Below are 16514 nucleotides of genomic sequence, written 5' to 3' on the forward strand. Positions count from 1 at the left end.
CAACGGTCTTTGGAAAGAGCCGGGGGCATCCCGCAGCAGCTTCCTTAAGGACCTAAGGTAGTAGTTTAGTAGTATATTGACAAAGAGCTCTACAGCCCCTGGTTTTTTCCTGTTGTTGGAAGCTGGATTAATTTTTATCTCTTCCTACACCCACTGTTCTTTCCAGATGGGTGATCTGCCCTGCAGCTTGAGAAAGATCCATGATTGGCAGCCTTTAGGAAAGCACCTGCCATACTAGGCTTTAGCGCTGCCGGGGGATCTACATTATTTATTCAATCAAGTTCCTGCTTGACCATTTCTGAATTTAAAATTGATCCTTACTCTGATGATCTATGATCATCTTAATCTCCTTTCAATTCAATAAATCTGTTTTTAAATTCTTCATTCATCAAGGTCAAGCTGATCCATTTCTTATTAGATCACCCTGCCCCAGAGGGCCGGCCAATCATGCCTTAGATCAGCTGTATCATAGCGGTAGGACTCTCTTGCTTCCAACGTCCGTTGAATAAAGCAGGCGACCATTCACTGCCGCTCGCTGCACCCACGCAAAGGTAGACAATAGCATTGTCAATGGCTGAATGAGCTGTGGGAGCTTGCTTTATTCTGTTGTTAGGGTGCGTTTATTTTTTTATTCTTTTTCCAGTCTTGTCAATTTCAAACCAATCGTCGCTCTCCACTCTTGTGTGTTCGTCCATATCTATGTATTCCACTGCATCAAAGGTCACTTGGGCTTTACTATTTTCAAACTGCTTTGCATATTCATAAATGCAAGGAATTGCTACTTGACCATACTTATTTGCATAACCCATTTTTCCATTTCTATACACACGAGTCAGTCCTTCAATGAATGGTTCAGACCCATTGTCAAACATGACCAGGTCGAACAGTACTCTTTGATTACGGTCAATTGCTATTTGTCTTCCGTAGGTGCTATCGTTTGGCAATTCTATAACATTAGCATAATGAATCAAAGTATCAGTCCCATAGTATGCATATTTACCAAGAGGAATAACAGTATCCCCAGTACTACTGACGTATGCGACCCTCGCACCATATTGAAGGTGTTCTTCATCTGTCACTGCATATAATACAGGACCGCCTGCTGTATCTGAAGTGGGTACATCAAAATATTTATAATCGGTAATTTCTCTCTCTATCTCCGTTCGGCAAGACGCCAAGGCCATGAGAGTCAGTGCGATTAAGATTGAAAGTCTGATTTTCATTTTTTAATGCACCCTAACGTCCGTTGAATAAAGCAGGGGCTGCTCACCGCTGCTTCTTAATGTACGATAAGTTAGAAGTTTTGTAGTTCAATGGCAAAGAGCTCTTACAGCCCTTGTTTTATTCTGTTGTTATGGGTAGCCTTACTTTATTTTAATATCACAGTGGATCTCGGGCAATGCCGGAAGGTTATTCCCTCTTATTTTCCTCAAGGAGTCAGCATGCATTTTATAATAGCATTTTTGCCCATCTGTAAGGGCATAACCAGGATCAAGAGATCTGGAATTTTTATGATAGTATTCTCCCATAATAAATTCAAAGTTCCCATCATCCTCTAGAGGTGCTCGTCGAAAAAACAAAGTGTCCTCTTCTGATACAATGTGATACCTATGGGTAGAATCTTCATAGAATCTATGAAGTTCAAATAATAGGGTATCCGGTTTAGGATGATGGAAAATGTGCAGTGTCTTTGTAGTATCACCATCTTGCTTTGTAAGCTGATAATGATTCATATCATCCATGGAAGACATGGGGAAAAGTTCCTCCCACCCGTCCTTGTCAACATATGGCTGAATTCTTTCCACAAGTTCTTCTTCCTTACTTTGGCAGCTTATCATGAAAGTCAGGGTGAAAACAAAAGTTAGAAAGATTCTGGATGAGTTCATTAAATGTAGTGTCCTTTCTGGTTACCCATAACGTCCATTGAATAAAGCAGATGCCCTTCACTGCCCTTTGATGAATATACGCAAAAGTTATTTCCTGCATTGTCAATGGTTGAAAACTCTTGGGGCATTTGATTTATTCTGTTGTTGTAAGTAGGCTCATTTTATTTTTTTATACTTAACGCCCTTTCTCCATTTCTTTTCATAAAGTGGATCTACCATATAGATTATTCTGATTGTATTAGGCTTAAGTATGAAATGCTTAGGAGTATCATTTCTATATTCATTATCTATAGTCTTTTCTATCATTACATAATGATCGCCCGACTTTTGCCAAACACCACTAAATGATTCATTCTCCCAATCTTTATATCCACCTTCATTCCTATAATCATCTAATCTATAGGTAGTGTAGTTTGTAGTAATAAATGTTGAGTCTGAATTGAGAGTAATTTCAGAAAGTACAAAATATATTCCAGCAGGCCCATATATTCGTTCTTTCCATCTATATGTTTCTGATGATATGGATGAGATGTCATTCTGTCCATGCACTACTAACCATGTGAAGATGCTGATTATTAGCAGAATGTATTTTCTTGTATGCATCTATTTTGGCTTACTTACAACGTCCATTGAATAAAGCAGGCGACCTTCACCGGCCTTTGCTTTGCCCACGCAAAGCTAACTGCCTGCATTGTCAATAGCTGTAAGATAGCTGGGAGCTTGCTTTATTCTGTTGTTATGCTGCGTTTATTTTATTTAATATTCCGGTATCCCCAACTCCTGTCTGTCAAGGTTCAACTTTGTTTTAATTTGGGCTACCAGCTTTTCAAAACCGTCGGAATGCTGATGACATTTTATCTTTTTTACACCGTCAGTAAGTGTTACCTGTAGGGATAATGAGTCAAACGACACCTGCTTTACGTCCGTCCATTTAAGAGATGATTCTTTGCCGGTCCTACTTCTCTGCACTATCTCCTGTTCATTTATTTTTATTTCAAATACCCAGGTCCAAAGCATTAAAATCTTGCTAAGCCATAAAAAGGACAGCATCACAATTCCGGCCACAATTATTAAACCTATAGTAGGCATTCCTTTGGTAGCAATCTGCTCGACTGCAGAAATACAAACACCTATGAAGCCTGCTAATCCAATTACACCAAGGTATCCATAAAATGCAGGAAGTTTCAAAACCTCAAATTCGTCAGAGGTAGGATTGTTACTTTTATTCCAGGTTATGATTAGGTACCTAATCAATAGTGCCGCAATCAGTCCAAGTATGAAATTCATCAGAGGCGTTTATATTATGTTTTTTTAATGCAGCATAACGTCCGTTGAATAAAGCAGATGCCCTTCACCGGCCTTTGCCGAATGTACGCAAAAATTGCTACCTGCATTATCAATGGCTGAAAGCTGTTGGGGCATTTGCTTTATTCTGTTGTTAGGTGCTGTTTTTTTATTATTTTTCTTCTTATTAATTGTCCGATTGGATATGCTAATAACAGATATGGCGAATAAATCATAAAGGTCATAATTGCTTTCAAGGGCCAGCCAATCCCAAAATAGCCCATTTCAAGTCGCTTTACTCGGTCCATGTTTTCGTCCGCTACCTTACTAAAACGTTCAGTATCGTTCATTGCATCGAAATCATATCCGTAATGACTCAAGAGTAGCTGGTCTGAATAATGAGCCCACCACGCAAATATCCAAGTAATTCCTGCTGTGATTATCAATGCTATAATCATGTAGGACAAAAAACCATATTTTAATCCTTTCCACTTTTGCATCCTTAAGAAAAGGATAATCGGAGACGAAATCAGTCCTAGGAAAAGAATTATTGATATAGTTGTTGTCAAAAATTTCATGGTATGGACTTGTCGTTCGCCTCACTTGAATTGCACCTAACGTCCGTTGAATAAAGCAGGGGCTGGTCACCGCCGCTTCTGTGTGGACGCAAAGTATCGTTTTTGTAGTTCAATGGCAAAGAGCTCTTACAGCCCTTGCTTTATTCTGTTGTTGGGCGGCGTTTTATTTTTTTTATTATTCTGTACCCTAAATACTCCTTCAGCTTTGGATACTTTCTTCTGTGGTATACATCCCAGTAACTAATCATCCTACTTTCCGTTTTTTGCCAATATTTTGGATTTTCGGCTGCGAAATCTGCGTACAGGTCTAAAGTATCTTCATTAACATGCTTGTCAAGCACCTCCAATATTTCATATACATATTCTCCGAGCAACTGAACGGTGAAAGGGATTAGCCAATATTCATTGGTATTGGTCAAATGCCTTAATCTTCGTTCCCTTACATATCCATTGTGGTGCCTAAGGTATATTGAATTCAGAATTGCTTTTTGCCTATCTGTCAATTTCTCTTCAGATTCTAAATCTGGTTCATTAAAGTATAGCCGATAAGGCAGAGTCAAGCTTTCATTATTAAGGGTAATATTTAATTCACTGGGATGTATCAGATTATCCATAAGGTGATACATCCCGTCGGATAATTTTACATTCTTGTCACTAAAGGGGATGATATCCAATGCTGAATTCACATCTGCTCTTAGGTCCGCAGGGAAAGCTTCTAATATTCTATTCGCTTCAGAAATCATTTATTAATTTACCCCGTATGCTACTCGATTTTAATGACGCCCAACGGTCTTTGGAAAGAGCCGGGGGCATCCCGCAGCAGCTTCCTTAAGGACCTAAGGTAGTAGTTTAGTAGTATATTGACAAAGAGCTCTACAGCCCCTGGTTTTTTCCTGTTGTTGGAAGCTGGATTAATTTTTATCTCTTCCTACACCCACTGTTCTTTCCAGATGGGTGATCTGCCCTGCAGCTTGAGAAAGATCCATGATTGGCAGCCTTTAGGAAAGCACCTGCCATACTAGGCTTTAGCGCTGCCGGGGGATCTACATTATTTATTCAATCAAGTTCCTGCTTGACCATTTCTGAATTTAAAATTGATCCTTACTCTGATGATCTATGATCATCTTAATCTCCTTTCAATTCAATAAATCTGTTTTTAAATTCTTCATTCATCAAGGTCAAGCTGATCCATTTCTTATTAGATCACCCTGCCCCAGAGGGCCGGCCAATCATGCCTTAGATCAGCTGTATCATAGCGGTAGGACTCTCTTGCTTCCAACGTCCATTGAATAAAGCAGGCGCCCCTGGCACCGGCGGTTGGTAAAGTACGAAATGTTTCTGGTTTAGCAGCCCATTTCCCATGAAGCTGTGAGGGCGCTTGCTTTATTCTGTTGTTGGGCAGAGTTTATTTTTATTCAGGAAACACTACATATTTTGGCTCAAGGTCCACTTCTAAAGTGTCAATCTTAGAACTTAAACCCATTATTTCCTGATCATATTGGTTTCTGTCAAACGTCCATTCAATGTTCGTGTTATCGTTGAATTTCCATTCTACAGTATTCTGATTGCGCTGAACTGTTATATATTCAAATCCTGCATCGTCAGCTACACCGCACATGCAGGTCAATACTAAGAAGTCCCCTGAATTGAGCAGAGTCTTCTTTAATTCATCCCAAACTATTACCCCTTTTCGGTCTTCAGTTTGCTTTATCAAGTCTATGCCGTCAATATGCAATTTTATGAAAGCACAATCTGAATAGATAATATTTTCATATTCTACGGTTTCGCCTCTTTCTAATACTGAAAGTTCAAAGTGGATCCGATTCATTTTAATTCTGCCCAACGTCCATTGAATAAAGCAGATGCCCTTCACTATCGCTTGCTGAATCGACGCAAAAGTTGCTTCCTGCATTGTCTATGGCTGAAAGCTCTTGGGGCATTTGCTTTATTCTGTTGTTGGGCTCTGGCTTTTATATTTTTTAATGTTGCAGCAGATGCTAATCACCTCAATTCAGCCATAAGGTCTAAAAGCCATTGTTCCGCATCTGCATCATACTTCTCTTCGAATTCTTTAATTTTCTTATCATCTACAGTGCCATTTCTCAAAATATTTAAAACTATAGTAAAGCCGTCTAAGTAATGGCTTAAGCCGAACTTACCCTTTGCGCTCACTAACAGGTTTTCAGCCCTATTGAGGCTATTAGTTTTGATGTAAAATAGTATTGCATCATTATATATTGTCGCATCATCTGTCCTTTGTTTAAGTGCCTCACCGAATTGTTTATTAGCCTGCTCTATTTCTCCCATGTCGAAATAGAGCCATGCTAAGTCTACCTTGAGGTTTGGATTTTCTGGTTCAAGACTTACTGCTTTTTCATAATTTTTCTTAGCTGCTGGATAGTTCTTATGGATGTAATGCTCAATATTAGCTAAGCCTTGATAGGAGTATTTATTCTTCTCTATCGTATTTGCTTTTATGTACAAAGCCTCTGCCTTTTCATTGTTTCCACAAAAAAAATGCGCATCAGCCAAATAAGTAAGTTGAGTTACTACTTCTGATTTTGCTTCTATAACTGGACCCAGTATAGAAATCACTTTTTCGCATTCAGAATTGAAATCATATTGATAAGCCTTCTCAAGCAGCGCATGTGAAAAAGAACTATCAATTATTAATGCTTCATTTAAATAACTTATGGCCTTCAAGCTATCGGAGTCTTTAAAATGATAGTACAGCTCCAAGAATGCCCACTTATTAGGCTCACCTAGTTCTATTGCTTGATGTAAGTCAGACTTATATTTAGAGAGATCTTTGTCAGATTGAGCGATCTTTGCACTGGCAAGCTTGATATATGAACTTTTCTTTAGTTCTGGTCGCTTTGACAGTTCCTTTTGAAGCAGTGCCTTAGCTTGTTTTTGATTCTGCTTCTCCGCTAAAAAGTAAGCCTTCATTCCTATAGGAAAAGCTGCGTCCGCCTCCTTTCCTAAGAATTCGTCAATAACCTGCGGGTCAATTTTATTACTATAAGCTAAATATTCATCGAGTCCTGCAAACTTATTACTCTGCTGGCAACAAAGCATAAGTGGAAGGCAGAGGAAGAGCACTAGACACGAACTTAGAAATTTCATTTGTGAGAAATTAATATAGGAACTTTAGCTAAATGGGCTTTTTTGCTTGAGCCCAACGTCCGTTGAATAAAGCAGCCGCCCATCAACCTGCTGTTGTTAGAGTATGATAAGTTAACTCCTTATAGGGTCAATGGCAACGGAGCTGCGGGGCGGTTGCTTTATTCTGTTGTTGCCAGCAGTATTACTTATTTTGATTTCACAAAGTACTGAACGTCAACGATAAATGTAGTGTCGTAGATATTCTTATTATTCTCAAGGAAGACAAATCTGGTTTCATATCTCCATTTACGTTCTTCTACATTTTCGGAGTTTGGGGAGGGTACTTTGAACTTTACATCCGCATAACTTTTATCCTCTGAAGGTACAATGGTCAAGTTTTTATCTTCAATAAAAGTCTTTGCGTCAAAATTAATATCGTATAACAAGTTTTCATGAGCGGCTACTTCCTTCAGCATGTTGAGATTTTCAAATGATATCCTGGCAGTCAGGTCCTCACCTGCCAGAAAAGTATCCTTCTCCTGTTTATAATCAGGAATTATGAAAACCCTTTTATAGGCTTCAGATTTCATCGGGTCAAAGGGTGTGGTTCTAGCTGCAACTGTTGCTGGTGTAGTATCCTCTGTCGCAGTAGATTTGTTATCAGAACAACTAATGCAGATAAGCAGAAAAGCGAGTAGGTAGGTTTGATTCATATTCTGATTGTATTGCTGGCAACGTCCGTTGAATAAAGCAGGGGCTTCTCACCGCCACCTCTTAATGTACGTCTAGTTGGTGTTTTTGGTAAGATAGCAAAGAGCTCTTACAGCCCTTGCTTTATTCTGTTGTTACCCACCGTTTATTTTTTATTTCAAATTGAGGGCTGAAGATTCTTTTATCATTTCTATCGAATCAGTTCTGGAATCCGCTTAATCATTCAGTCACAAAACATTTCTAGCCTTCAAAATCATTTTTTAGATAATCCTATTTATCCAAGTCCGCTCTTTATTCATTGAGTAGTCACCAACCGAGCCAAATCAGAATTATAACTATTAAACACATTATTGAACCTGCCTTAAAGAACCAATTAAACCACTTGAAAATGAAAGGTGCTTCTTCAACCAATTTCGGGTTATGCTTAAGATGAAACCTTTTCAGCTGTCCAATTATTATTGAACCGAATATTCTGATTAAGAAAAATCCGAATATGAAAAACAATGTTGCCTCTACTCTGGGGTCCAATTCTTAATGCTGTTTTTAATGGTGGGTAACGTCCATTGAATAAAGCAGGGGCTGGTCACCGCTGCGTCTATATGGACGATAAGTTAGAAGATTTGTAGTTCAATGGCAAAGAGCTGTTACAGCCCTTGCTTTATTCTGTTGTTGTGCTGCGTTTTATATTATTATTCCAAATGATGCGCATCAAAGGTGTGATCCTGAAGCCATCAAATTCTTCATCGGAGTAAAGCGTCCAGTAATAGATTGTTGATATATGAATGCTAAAATCTTTATTTAATAATTCAGATACCTGTTCTCCATATTTTTCGAATTCCTCCTCACTCTTCACTTCCTCTAAAGCATACAAGACTGCCTTCATTAGGAGAAATTTTTCATCTTCATTAGTCAATCCTCCATATTCCTGAAGGCATTCATATATGTTAATTTCATCCGAAATTTCTAACGGCCAGTCCTGCATCCAATCATGATGGGACCATTTGAATTTTGCAATTATGGATTCCATAGCTGCCTTTGTTACATATCGCGGTTCTGGCCCTTCTGTTTTCATTATTAATGCAGCACAACGTTCATTGAATAAAGCAGATGCCCTTCACCGGCCTTTGCCGAATGTACGCAAAAATTGCTTCCTGCATTGTCAATGGCTGAAAGCACTGGGGGCATTTGCTTTATTCTGTTGTTGTGCTTAGTATATTATTATTTTTTTATTCAATCTGACCTTTGATCACCATTAAGATCGTCCATAGTACTGGAACAGCGATCAATAATCTAAATCCTAATTTTCTAAGATAGATTACCCGCCCAATCTTCACTTTAATTTCCGGGTCGTACACCTTTTCCTGCACTCTTTTAAGTTCTTTTATTTTTAAACCCGATGCTCTGAAGTAGATATTGACATCGTCAGGATATATTCCTTTTTCGTGTATAATGGATTCCTTTTGCTGACTTATCACCAGGATAATCATTGATAACAGCATTATTGTTACAATGAAGTATCCAGCTAACATGATTACAGTCTCCATCAATATGATCTTCGATTAAATATTTTTAGCAAGGCCTTTCTCTTTCTAGAGTCCCCTTTTATTAAGCACAACTCCTTTAAAAACACACCAGGTGCGTTTTTATTTGCTATGGTTTGAGCTCCAACCTACGCATAGGCTGGCTGAAATCCAAGCGATCCAATGGGCTTTGTATGTTGTTTATGGCTGTTTGACTTACATGGGTATAAATTTCAGTGGTTTTGCTGCTGTTGTGGCCCAGCAGCGACTGGATATAGCGCAGGTCAGTACCATCCTCTAATAAATGTGTTGCGAAGCTGTGTCTAAGGCAATGGAGGGTATATGGCTTTTGAATATTCGCCCTTGACATGGCAACACGGAGCACCTTTCTTAAGCTGGAGCTACTGTATGCTTCTCCCCACTGACCTTCAAACAGGTACTTCTTTGGAGAGTACTGCTCCAGGTAGGCATGCAGCAGCAGTATTGCTCTTTGTGAGAGCATGGTGATACGATCTTTTGCTCCTTTTCCCGATCGTATGATCAACTGTCTGCGCTCCAGCTGCACATCCTCCAGGCGCAGCTTCAGTAGTTCACCACAGCGCAGACCTGCAGAATAGATCAGCCCAAGCATAGCCCGGTGTTTCACATTCCCTGCAGCACGGATCAGATCCACCACCTCCTGCCTTCCCATTACCTTTGGAAGCTGGCGTGGTTTCTGTGGCCGATGTACATCCTCAATGGCCATTGAGATTTTCGCAACCTGCTTATAGTAGAACCGGATTGCATTTACCGACTGGTTCACTGTACCAGAGGCCACTTTGCCAGAAGCTATCCACTGGGCATGGTAGCGATTCACCTCTTCAGCTGTAACCTTTGATAAGGCGTCTGTATCCTTTAGATGCAAGGTGCGCATGAAGCGCAACAGCAGGCTTTGATAGGTCTTGATGGTATTGCGGCTGTAGTTACGGGCGAACAAGACCTCCAGGTATGCTTTCGGTACAGTTGATACTTCTAGTTTCTGAAGTGCAGATCCGTTTCTATTTGGCTGCCATGCTGCAACCAGTTCCTCAATATTGTCCAGCTTCAGGCGTGCGTCCAGGTAAACGGGTGCTATTTTCTTTAGCTGCAGGATTAATTCATCCAGCTTCAGCTCATCCAGATGAGCTATCCAGCCCTTCAACTTGTTGTCATAGTGCAGTGAAGGCAGGCAGCGCAGTTGCGAGAACAGGTTCCGGCAGTAAGGATGCCGCACCAGCACCTGCTCCTTTCCCAAAGGATAGACATTCAACCGCAGGTGTTTATTAATAACAGTCTCTGTCTGAAATATAACAGCAGGCAGGCTTTTCTGCATCACCTCAAGCTGTTGTAGGTTAGCATGACAGACCAAGCCCCTATACGTGTGGCTGTACTTGACACCTGAAATCTGCTGAAGCTGTTGAGGAATATCAGCCTGTTGAGGAAAGTTTAACTTCCAGTAGTGCTTGCCTAGGTGCAGCAGCGGCTGCAGGATGATAACAGGTTTTTCCATAGCATTTGCATTAGCTGGAGGAAAAATGGAAAAACATTTGCTTCAGTTATTGTTATTAGATGTTTAGATACGCCTGTAAACGCATCTAGATGTCTTAACCGTTTATAAACGTCTATAACGCTTATGGATCGGCAATGTCTGCACTGTGGCCAGGGTTTTCTTGGAAGGTCGGATAAGAAGTTCTGCTCGAACCAGTGTCGTTCTGCCTGGCACCAGAGCCAGCAGCTACAACAGGAGCAGTCAGTACAGCAAATTATCAAGCGGCTAAGCAGAAACCGCCTGTTGATCAGGCGGCTGCTTGCCGAGGGTTACAAAAAAGTGGGCAGAGCTCACCTGGTGGAGCTGGACTTTACTTTTTGCTACTATACCCACCAATACAAAACTAAAGGGGGCAATACTTATTACTTTTGCTTTGATGCTGGTTACCGGCTCCTTCCGGAGAATAAAGTATTATTGGTTCTTTGGCAGGAATACATGCATGCCTTCGAAGTGGAGAAGCTGGAGATGAATAAAGAGCAGCTCCCTTAGAACACTTTATGCCTGCTGATGGGGAGAGTTCTTATTAGTCTATTTTTTTACATAGTTGGGCATCATTTTTGGTACCATTTCAGAGTTTAACGTAAATGACCTTTACAGTCACCATTTTATGGTTTAACTATTTTTGAAAAACCCAATATAAGGCTCAATCCATGAAAGGAATGTTTTATTCGTTTGTAATCATAACTGCTTTGGCATCTTTAGCTTCCTGCCACCAAGCGAAACAATCAACAGGGAGTGCTTCAATCGTTGGAACACATTGGCAATTAATTGAAGTAAATGGGGAAGCGGTCCTGCCTGATGAACAATTGAAAAGAGGACCACACATGATTTTGAATGCTTCTGAAAATAGCGTAAATGGAAATGGTGGCTGTAATTCTTTTTTTGGCAGTTACGAATTACAAGGCGACAATGGAATCACCTTCACGAATATAGGCTCTACAAAAATGGCTTGTCAAAATGATGCCATGCAAATTGAACGCCAATTAATCCAGGCATTTGAAATGGCAAATAAATTCACCATTAGAAACGATACTTTAATTCTGACCAAGACAGACATGTCTCCGCTTGCAACTTTTATAGTGAGCGACATGAAATAAAACGAATGCCCAACACTGTATGAGTGTATTGCGGGCTGAACTGCCTAACTGAGCTTTGGACTCCGAATATGACTTAGTGTGGGCGAACAGTAAATTGCCCCAAAACCCATACTGCTCCTATACTTGACTGTTTAGTACAAAACTAAATTTTTCTACCAATCTACCAATGCATTCCCTAGCATAAGACAAAGAGCTCTCTTCGTGTTGATTCCACCAGTAGGATAAAGTGAAATTTTAAAGAGAAGGCCCTTTGCATATTCAATTATCAAACATTTTACAGTCCAGCTGCCGCTTTACAATTTTTCGGTTTATAGGGAGGGAGTCAATCATAGAATATGATTACCATGAGAATTGACTGATGGATTAAATAAGAGAGGTCTGGAAAGGGATAATTGAGAGAACTCTTTCTGAATTTGAGGAAATGGAATAAAGAGCATCATTTCAAAACAGCTTAATCCATGCTTAAGTAGCCAAAGCCGTTTGGGGATATCAGATAACGATAACAACGGTGAACACAGGGGTGCTTGGTTTAACTTAAGAAAAAAACTGGATGAATGATCACCCAGACCATCAGCTTTAAAGAAGTAATAGAAGTGGTAGAACAGTCAAAGACAGCATCCAATGTTAAAGAAAAGCGAAAGGACTTTAGCAACTGTGGGCTGTTCAGAAGTGCATTTACAGCAGCTGGAGGAGGTTTTTATAGAAATTGCCCAGTTGTCACAAAGACGGTATTTGTGACATTGGCAACTTTTGCATATTTTCACCCTCCTGTACTTTCGGCGGCAGCAGCGCGCTGTGCAAAATTAAAGCAGCAGGGACTTTTTCAGGGCGTGCCACCGGAAAGCATAAGCAATAAAGAGCAAAAATTCAGCTATGCTAACGGTGTGACTAATGCGCGGCTCGCCGTAACAGAAACTACAGGAGTGGTAACAGGGGAGCAAAATGGAGGACGCTGAATTATATAGATGGATTTTGGTAAGACGCATGCATGAAAGGTAAACTAGTCTCTACACGCAACCAACAGCAGCGCAGCATCAGCACCACTACTGCTGCTGCCCGCCTCAGTGAAGTAGTTTCACGCTATACATTGGGTCTTAAGCAAGCTTATGAATTAAAACACGGACAGGAGATGGATGCAGCTACCCATTCTTATCCCCGAACGGCACGACTATACCTGGAATGGTGTTTGGCGGAAGATCAGCTTCCAGGATGGTTTAGCCTTGAAACCTACTGGCAGCCACTGTCCAAATACCGGCAGTCTGCCCTCAAAAAGTTTATGAAATGGTATGAGCGGCAGGCCATTACGCGCCTGCTGCCGGACAGCATTCGTGACAAGGCACCCGCCGCCTACAATCGATTGGCCCTGCTTTACCTGAGTGAACGCAGCTCACTTCGGGGCCGCCGAAGCCGTGATACCTACACGACCGCCCTTAACCAGCTGTTCCTTTACCTGGATGAGCAGGGTTTCACCTTCGGCCTGCTAGGAGTGAAGAGTTTTATCGATGATATGCTGCATGGTACACTCTTGAACAGCAAGGGTAAACCTTATGCTACCTTCACCATTAATTCCTACCTCTGCGCAGCTCGTGACCTGGCTCGCTGGATCCTGGAAAAGGAAGGTTACATTGATGGTCATCAGCTGGGGGAGGAGGAGCTAAAGGCAGTGGAGGGAATCGAGAAAGTGAAGGTGCTTCCAACCGGAAAGCAGTTTTATAAAGATGCGCTTAGCCTGGAACAGCGGGAGCATCTTATGGCAATCATCAAAGACCCTGAACATGCTGCTATGATCGCGCTCATGGTTTTCCTGGGACTGCGCACGATTGAAGTGACACGCTTACATGCCGAGGACCTGAATTTCAGGAGCCTAAGCCTACAGGTGCAGCGTAAGGGAAAGCACACCAAGCAGCAACTTAAGCTTTTTACCAATGCTGTTCCCTACCTGCAGCAGTACCTGGCAGAATCCGGGATCAGCCGCGGCCCCGTCTTTCCTGGTCTGAATACCCGGCGCGTCCGCTACATCACCACACGTTACCTGGAGCTAGCAGGTTATAAATCCAGCAAGGTCAGTGCGCACAGCCTGCGTCACACTGCAGCTCAGATCATGCTGGAAAAGGGTTTTCTGCCCAGCCAGGTTCAGCATCAGCTAGGGCATTCAGAGTATGAAACCACCCTGTACTACACCCGGAAGAAGGAACAGGAACTTTTCTTCCGTGACAGGGAAGTAAGCGTATAAGGCTTGCTTCACATTACAGCAGCACGATCAAAGGGGAAGTTAGGACTTACATCTGAAAGTCACCTCCGTTGGCATAGATTATAGCGGCCATGTGCAGTTCCCAATGGCTGGGAGGGGCTCTGTTGTTAGCTAATCCACATCACGGAACAAAGGCCCTATTAACTCTTTATGTAACCAAGTGGACAAAATGTCTACTTGATCGGTCAGACTATAAGGCAGTTACATACTTACCTTAACTTCCAGAGCAGGAAAAAGACACCTTATTATCTATTATGTTGCTGCAATTCTGGAGCATGAACCTGTTCAGGGAATTCGCAGATAAACTAATCATTTTCTATGTACACATCAAAACAACATAGGTGATTTGTATGAAGAAACAGTATGTTGCCAACACGCCAGGCATCTGCACCTGACTTAAAAAATTAAAAATACTCATCAAACGTTTAAACGATTCGCGCTGAAAGCAGCAAGAAAGAATGATAAAAAGCAGTATTATTTATTACAAAGTACTAATATTAGCGTATTTATATACAGAAACTAACCAAATTACAAACTATTCGCAGTCAAGCAGAAAACGCAGGAAGTCTATCAGTTTGGTATTTGTGGAAAACCAGGAATTTTTAACATAGACTGATTTATTTTGATTAGCGGCTCCTTCTACAAAGCTTCGGCTTTATTAAGTGAAAAAATGAACGGTCCGCAGACTGGGTGTTGGCACTAATGCACATCAGCTTCCTGCTGCTGTTTAATCTATAAACGGCTTTCATGCCTGAATTCTCAAGTTAATACCCAATAACCTATCAGTTTCTTGGTGGCTGGCTTTACTTCTTTAATTGATTCCTGCTCCTCCTAAAATCACAAGTTCCTGTCCTTTTTCTGGTTGCCCGTTAAGGATTGGCATTGCTTGAGAGATTAGTTCTCTCACACCTTCAACTCTTAGTGAATTATCATGGTCCTCTTTACTATCCCAAGCTTCTGTTACCCAAACAGAGTCTTTATCATTCTTATCTTTACTAATTATATATAGATTACAACCTTTTGCAGTTGAAACTAACTTTGAGGCTTCAAGAAGGATTGCTGCAAGTTTATCCCCATTTCCTTCTGTCGCTTTCAGTTTACCGTGAAGTCCGTATTTGTACATCATTTCTTTGTGGTTTAATTTAAGATAGTTTCAATGTTTTAGCTTGCCACCAACTTATTACTAAAAAGGATTTTCAGCCTGTCTATGATTCAAAGCCAAAGTAAGCGTCTTTATTCTCCTTCAGTTTCTTTTTAAAGTACTCCTTATAGTATGGGGTGCTATGGTTTGTAGGATAGTGAATGCCGGTAATTTCCTCTGAAATGGTTTCAACCAACTGGTCCAGGGTGTTGAGCGTTATTTTATCCGCCTTCAGTGCTGATTTTAGGTCCTCCGCCTGGCGCTCTATTACAGCAAGCAGTTGCTGATGTGAAAGAAGCACATCAAACTTAACAGCCAGTGTCTTCTTAATCATGTCCAGCGCAGGACTTGTGGAAACATCAGAAATCTTCATGAAAGATCAGATAATAAGGTGCTTGATTAGTTCCGGAAAGATACGCAAAAGAGCACATGGGGCAGTGTATTGAGTAAGGTAAAAGATTCAAATGTGCAAAGGGGTAGGGGAGTCTTGTACTCTGTAGTTATGTACGATTTATTCCACACTGAAAGGGAGGAGGATCGAATCCTCCAAATTGTTAAGTCTAAATTTCTAAAAATTGTAATCTCACTTACATGATTCTAAATCAGTAGTTAAGTCTATGCTAACATATCTCTGTTTGTGCTCTTGTAGTTTTGCCTAAGTAAAGCTCACTACCTTCATTTCCCCAAGTGATATGTACACCGGGCATCGCAGCCTTGATCCTAGATACTTTTTCAATCTGCAACTCATTTTCAAAATAAGCAGATGCACATGAAGAATGGCTCTCTGTGTAGTTCTCCATTAACTTAGTTTTCCAAGCGGGTAAGATAGCCACAGCCGGTACTTATTTCAAAGTAATATAATACAATTCAAACATTGACCACAGGTTCAAATCCTGTCATCCCGACAAAGTGGCCTATAAATGCCCCCAAAACCTTCTAAATTTAATGTTTAGAAGGTTTTTTTGTTTTCATGCCTTCCATAACATTCAAATTTTTTCAATGTGCAGGTGAGTTATTAGGTGAGTCTTTTTTATCTTGAAAAAGACTCACCTAACACAATGTATTTATCTGTATATCTGTAATTTATATTGATGTTATTTAGTGCTTTTTGTATAGGGAGCTGGTGAGCATAGAAGCGATTTAATAAATTATTTACCACCAAATACTATGAACACCTACAGTACAAGCTTTATACTTCGGAATTCCAGGGACAACTCCAAGTGCTATTATTAATTTTTTTCAAGTCACTAGTGCTCTTCCAAAATAATTAATAGAACTAAAGTAGTAGCTTTTTCATTTCCAATAAAAAGGAGGTAAGATGGGTAAGCTATTAAAGAAGCTAGAGATAAACAGAGAGGATGAGTTAGTATTACA

At 40.6% G+C, this 16514-nt stretch carries 18 protein-coding genes; 4 read left to right on the forward strand and 14 right to left on the reverse strand.

Translation table 11 applies throughout. The features are described from left to right. Positions 1 to 620 precede the first annotated feature (620 nt). The 12 genes from KWJ01_RS13730 to KWJ01_RS13785 form a co-directional block, all read right to left on the reverse strand. A complete protein-coding gene (locus KWJ01_RS13730; RefSeq protein ID WP_224997081.1) occupies positions 621 to 1223 on the reverse strand; it encodes a WG repeat-containing protein in 603 nt (200 codons plus the stop codon). A 141-nt stretch (positions 1224 to 1364) separates the two neighbouring features. Beyond that, entirely contained in the window at positions 1365 to 1886 is a 522-nt protein-coding gene (locus KWJ01_RS13735) for a hypothetical protein (RefSeq protein ID WP_224997082.1), read from the reverse strand. A gap of 156 nt (positions 1887 to 2042) precedes the next feature. Then, positions 2043 to 2489, reverse strand: coding sequence for a hypothetical protein (locus tag KWJ01_RS13740; protein WP_224997083.1), 447 nt, complete (start codon positions 2487 to 2489; stop codon positions 2043 to 2045). 153 nt (positions 2490 to 2642) lie between these two features. Beyond that, the gene (locus tag KWJ01_RS13745; protein ID WP_224997084.1) at positions 2643 to 3173 is read right to left on the reverse strand and encodes a hypothetical protein; all 531 of its coding nucleotides are present in this window, start codon (positions 3171 to 3173) and stop codon (positions 2643 to 2645) included. A 140-nt stretch (positions 3174 to 3313) separates the two neighbouring features. Next, positions 3314 to 3748, reverse strand: a complete 435-nt coding sequence (locus KWJ01_RS13750) for a hypothetical protein (protein WP_224997086.1) — start codon at positions 3746 to 3748, stop codon at positions 3314 to 3316. Between the two features lie 140 nt (positions 3749 to 3888). Beyond that, a complete protein-coding gene (locus KWJ01_RS13755; protein WP_224997087.1) occupies positions 3889 to 4491 on the reverse strand; it encodes a hypothetical protein in 603 nt (200 codons plus the stop codon). A 668-nt stretch (positions 4492 to 5159) separates the two neighbouring features. Then, complete coding sequence (locus KWJ01_RS13760; protein WP_224997088.1) at positions 5160 to 5660, reverse strand: hypothetical protein; 501 nt, start codon at positions 5658 to 5660, stop codon at positions 5160 to 5162. Positions 5661 to 5749: 89 nt separating this feature from the next. Further along, positions 5750 to 6874 carry a lipopolysaccharide assembly protein LapB gene (locus KWJ01_RS13765; protein ID WP_224997089.1) on the reverse strand — a complete coding sequence of 375 codons (1125 nt, stop codon included), beginning with the start codon at positions 6872 to 6874 and terminating at the stop codon, positions 5750 to 5752. 185 nt (positions 6875 to 7059) lie between these two features. After that, positions 7060 to 7566 carry a hypothetical protein gene (locus tag KWJ01_RS13770; RefSeq protein WP_224997090.1) on the reverse strand — a complete coding sequence of 169 codons (507 nt, stop codon included), beginning with the start codon at positions 7564 to 7566 and terminating at the stop codon, positions 7060 to 7062. Between the two features lie 656 nt (positions 7567 to 8222). Next, a complete protein-coding gene (locus KWJ01_RS13775) occupies positions 8223 to 8636 on the reverse strand; it encodes a hypothetical protein (RefSeq protein WP_224997091.1) in 414 nt (137 codons plus the stop codon). Positions 8637 to 8790: 154 nt separating this feature from the next. Next, positions 8791 to 9111, reverse strand: a complete 321-nt coding sequence (locus tag KWJ01_RS13780) for a hypothetical protein (protein WP_224997092.1) — start codon at positions 9109 to 9111, stop codon at positions 8791 to 8793. A 103-nt stretch (positions 9112 to 9214) separates the two neighbouring features. Further along, positions 9215 to 10435, reverse strand: coding sequence for a tyrosine-type recombinase/integrase (locus KWJ01_RS13785; RefSeq protein ID WP_224997093.1), 1221 nt, complete (start codon positions 10433 to 10435; stop codon positions 9215 to 9217). A gap of 300 nt (positions 10436 to 10735) precedes the next feature. Here KWJ01_RS13785 and KWJ01_RS13790 point away from each other — a divergent pair, with 300 nt between their 5' ends. The 4 genes from KWJ01_RS13790 (at position 10736) to KWJ01_RS13805 (ending at position 13981) form a co-directional block, all read left to right on the forward strand. After that, positions 10736 to 11140, forward strand: coding sequence for a hypothetical protein (locus tag KWJ01_RS13790; RefSeq protein ID WP_224997095.1), 405 nt, complete (start codon positions 10736 to 10738; stop codon positions 11138 to 11140). A 161-nt stretch (positions 11141 to 11301) separates the two neighbouring features. Next, positions 11302 to 11748: an META domain-containing protein gene (locus KWJ01_RS13795; RefSeq protein WP_224997096.1), complete on the forward strand. Its 447-nt coding sequence runs from the start codon at positions 11302 to 11304 to the stop codon at positions 11746 to 11748. 554 nt (positions 11749 to 12302) lie between these two features. Beyond that, the gene (locus KWJ01_RS13800; RefSeq protein WP_224997098.1) at positions 12303 to 12704 is read left to right on the forward strand and encodes a hypothetical protein; all 402 of its coding nucleotides are present in this window, start codon (positions 12303 to 12305) and stop codon (positions 12702 to 12704) included. A gap of 32 nt (positions 12705 to 12736) precedes the next feature. Next, a complete protein-coding gene (locus tag KWJ01_RS13805) occupies positions 12737 to 13981 on the forward strand; it encodes a tyrosine-type recombinase/integrase (RefSeq protein ID WP_224997100.1) in 1245 nt (414 codons plus the stop codon). 829 nt (positions 13982 to 14810) lie between these two features. On the opposite strand, the gene KWJ01_RS13810 is transcribed toward KWJ01_RS13805, so the two are convergent. Both KWJ01_RS13810 and KWJ01_RS13815 read right to left on the reverse strand, forming a co-directional pair. Continuing rightward, a complete protein-coding gene (locus KWJ01_RS13810; protein WP_224997101.1) occupies positions 14811 to 15125 on the reverse strand; it encodes a putative quinol monooxygenase in 315 nt (104 codons plus the stop codon). Between the two features lie 79 nt (positions 15126 to 15204). After that, a complete protein-coding gene (locus KWJ01_RS13815; RefSeq protein ID WP_224997103.1) occupies positions 15205 to 15513 on the reverse strand; it encodes a hypothetical protein in 309 nt (102 codons plus the stop codon). Positions 15514 to 16514: the final 1001 nt, after the last annotated feature.

Origin of the sequence: Cesiribacter sp. SM1 (assembly GCF_020178975.1) — a bacterium.
Classification (GTDB): Bacteria; Bacteroidota; Bacteroidia; order Cytophagales; family Cyclobacteriaceae; genus Cesiribacter.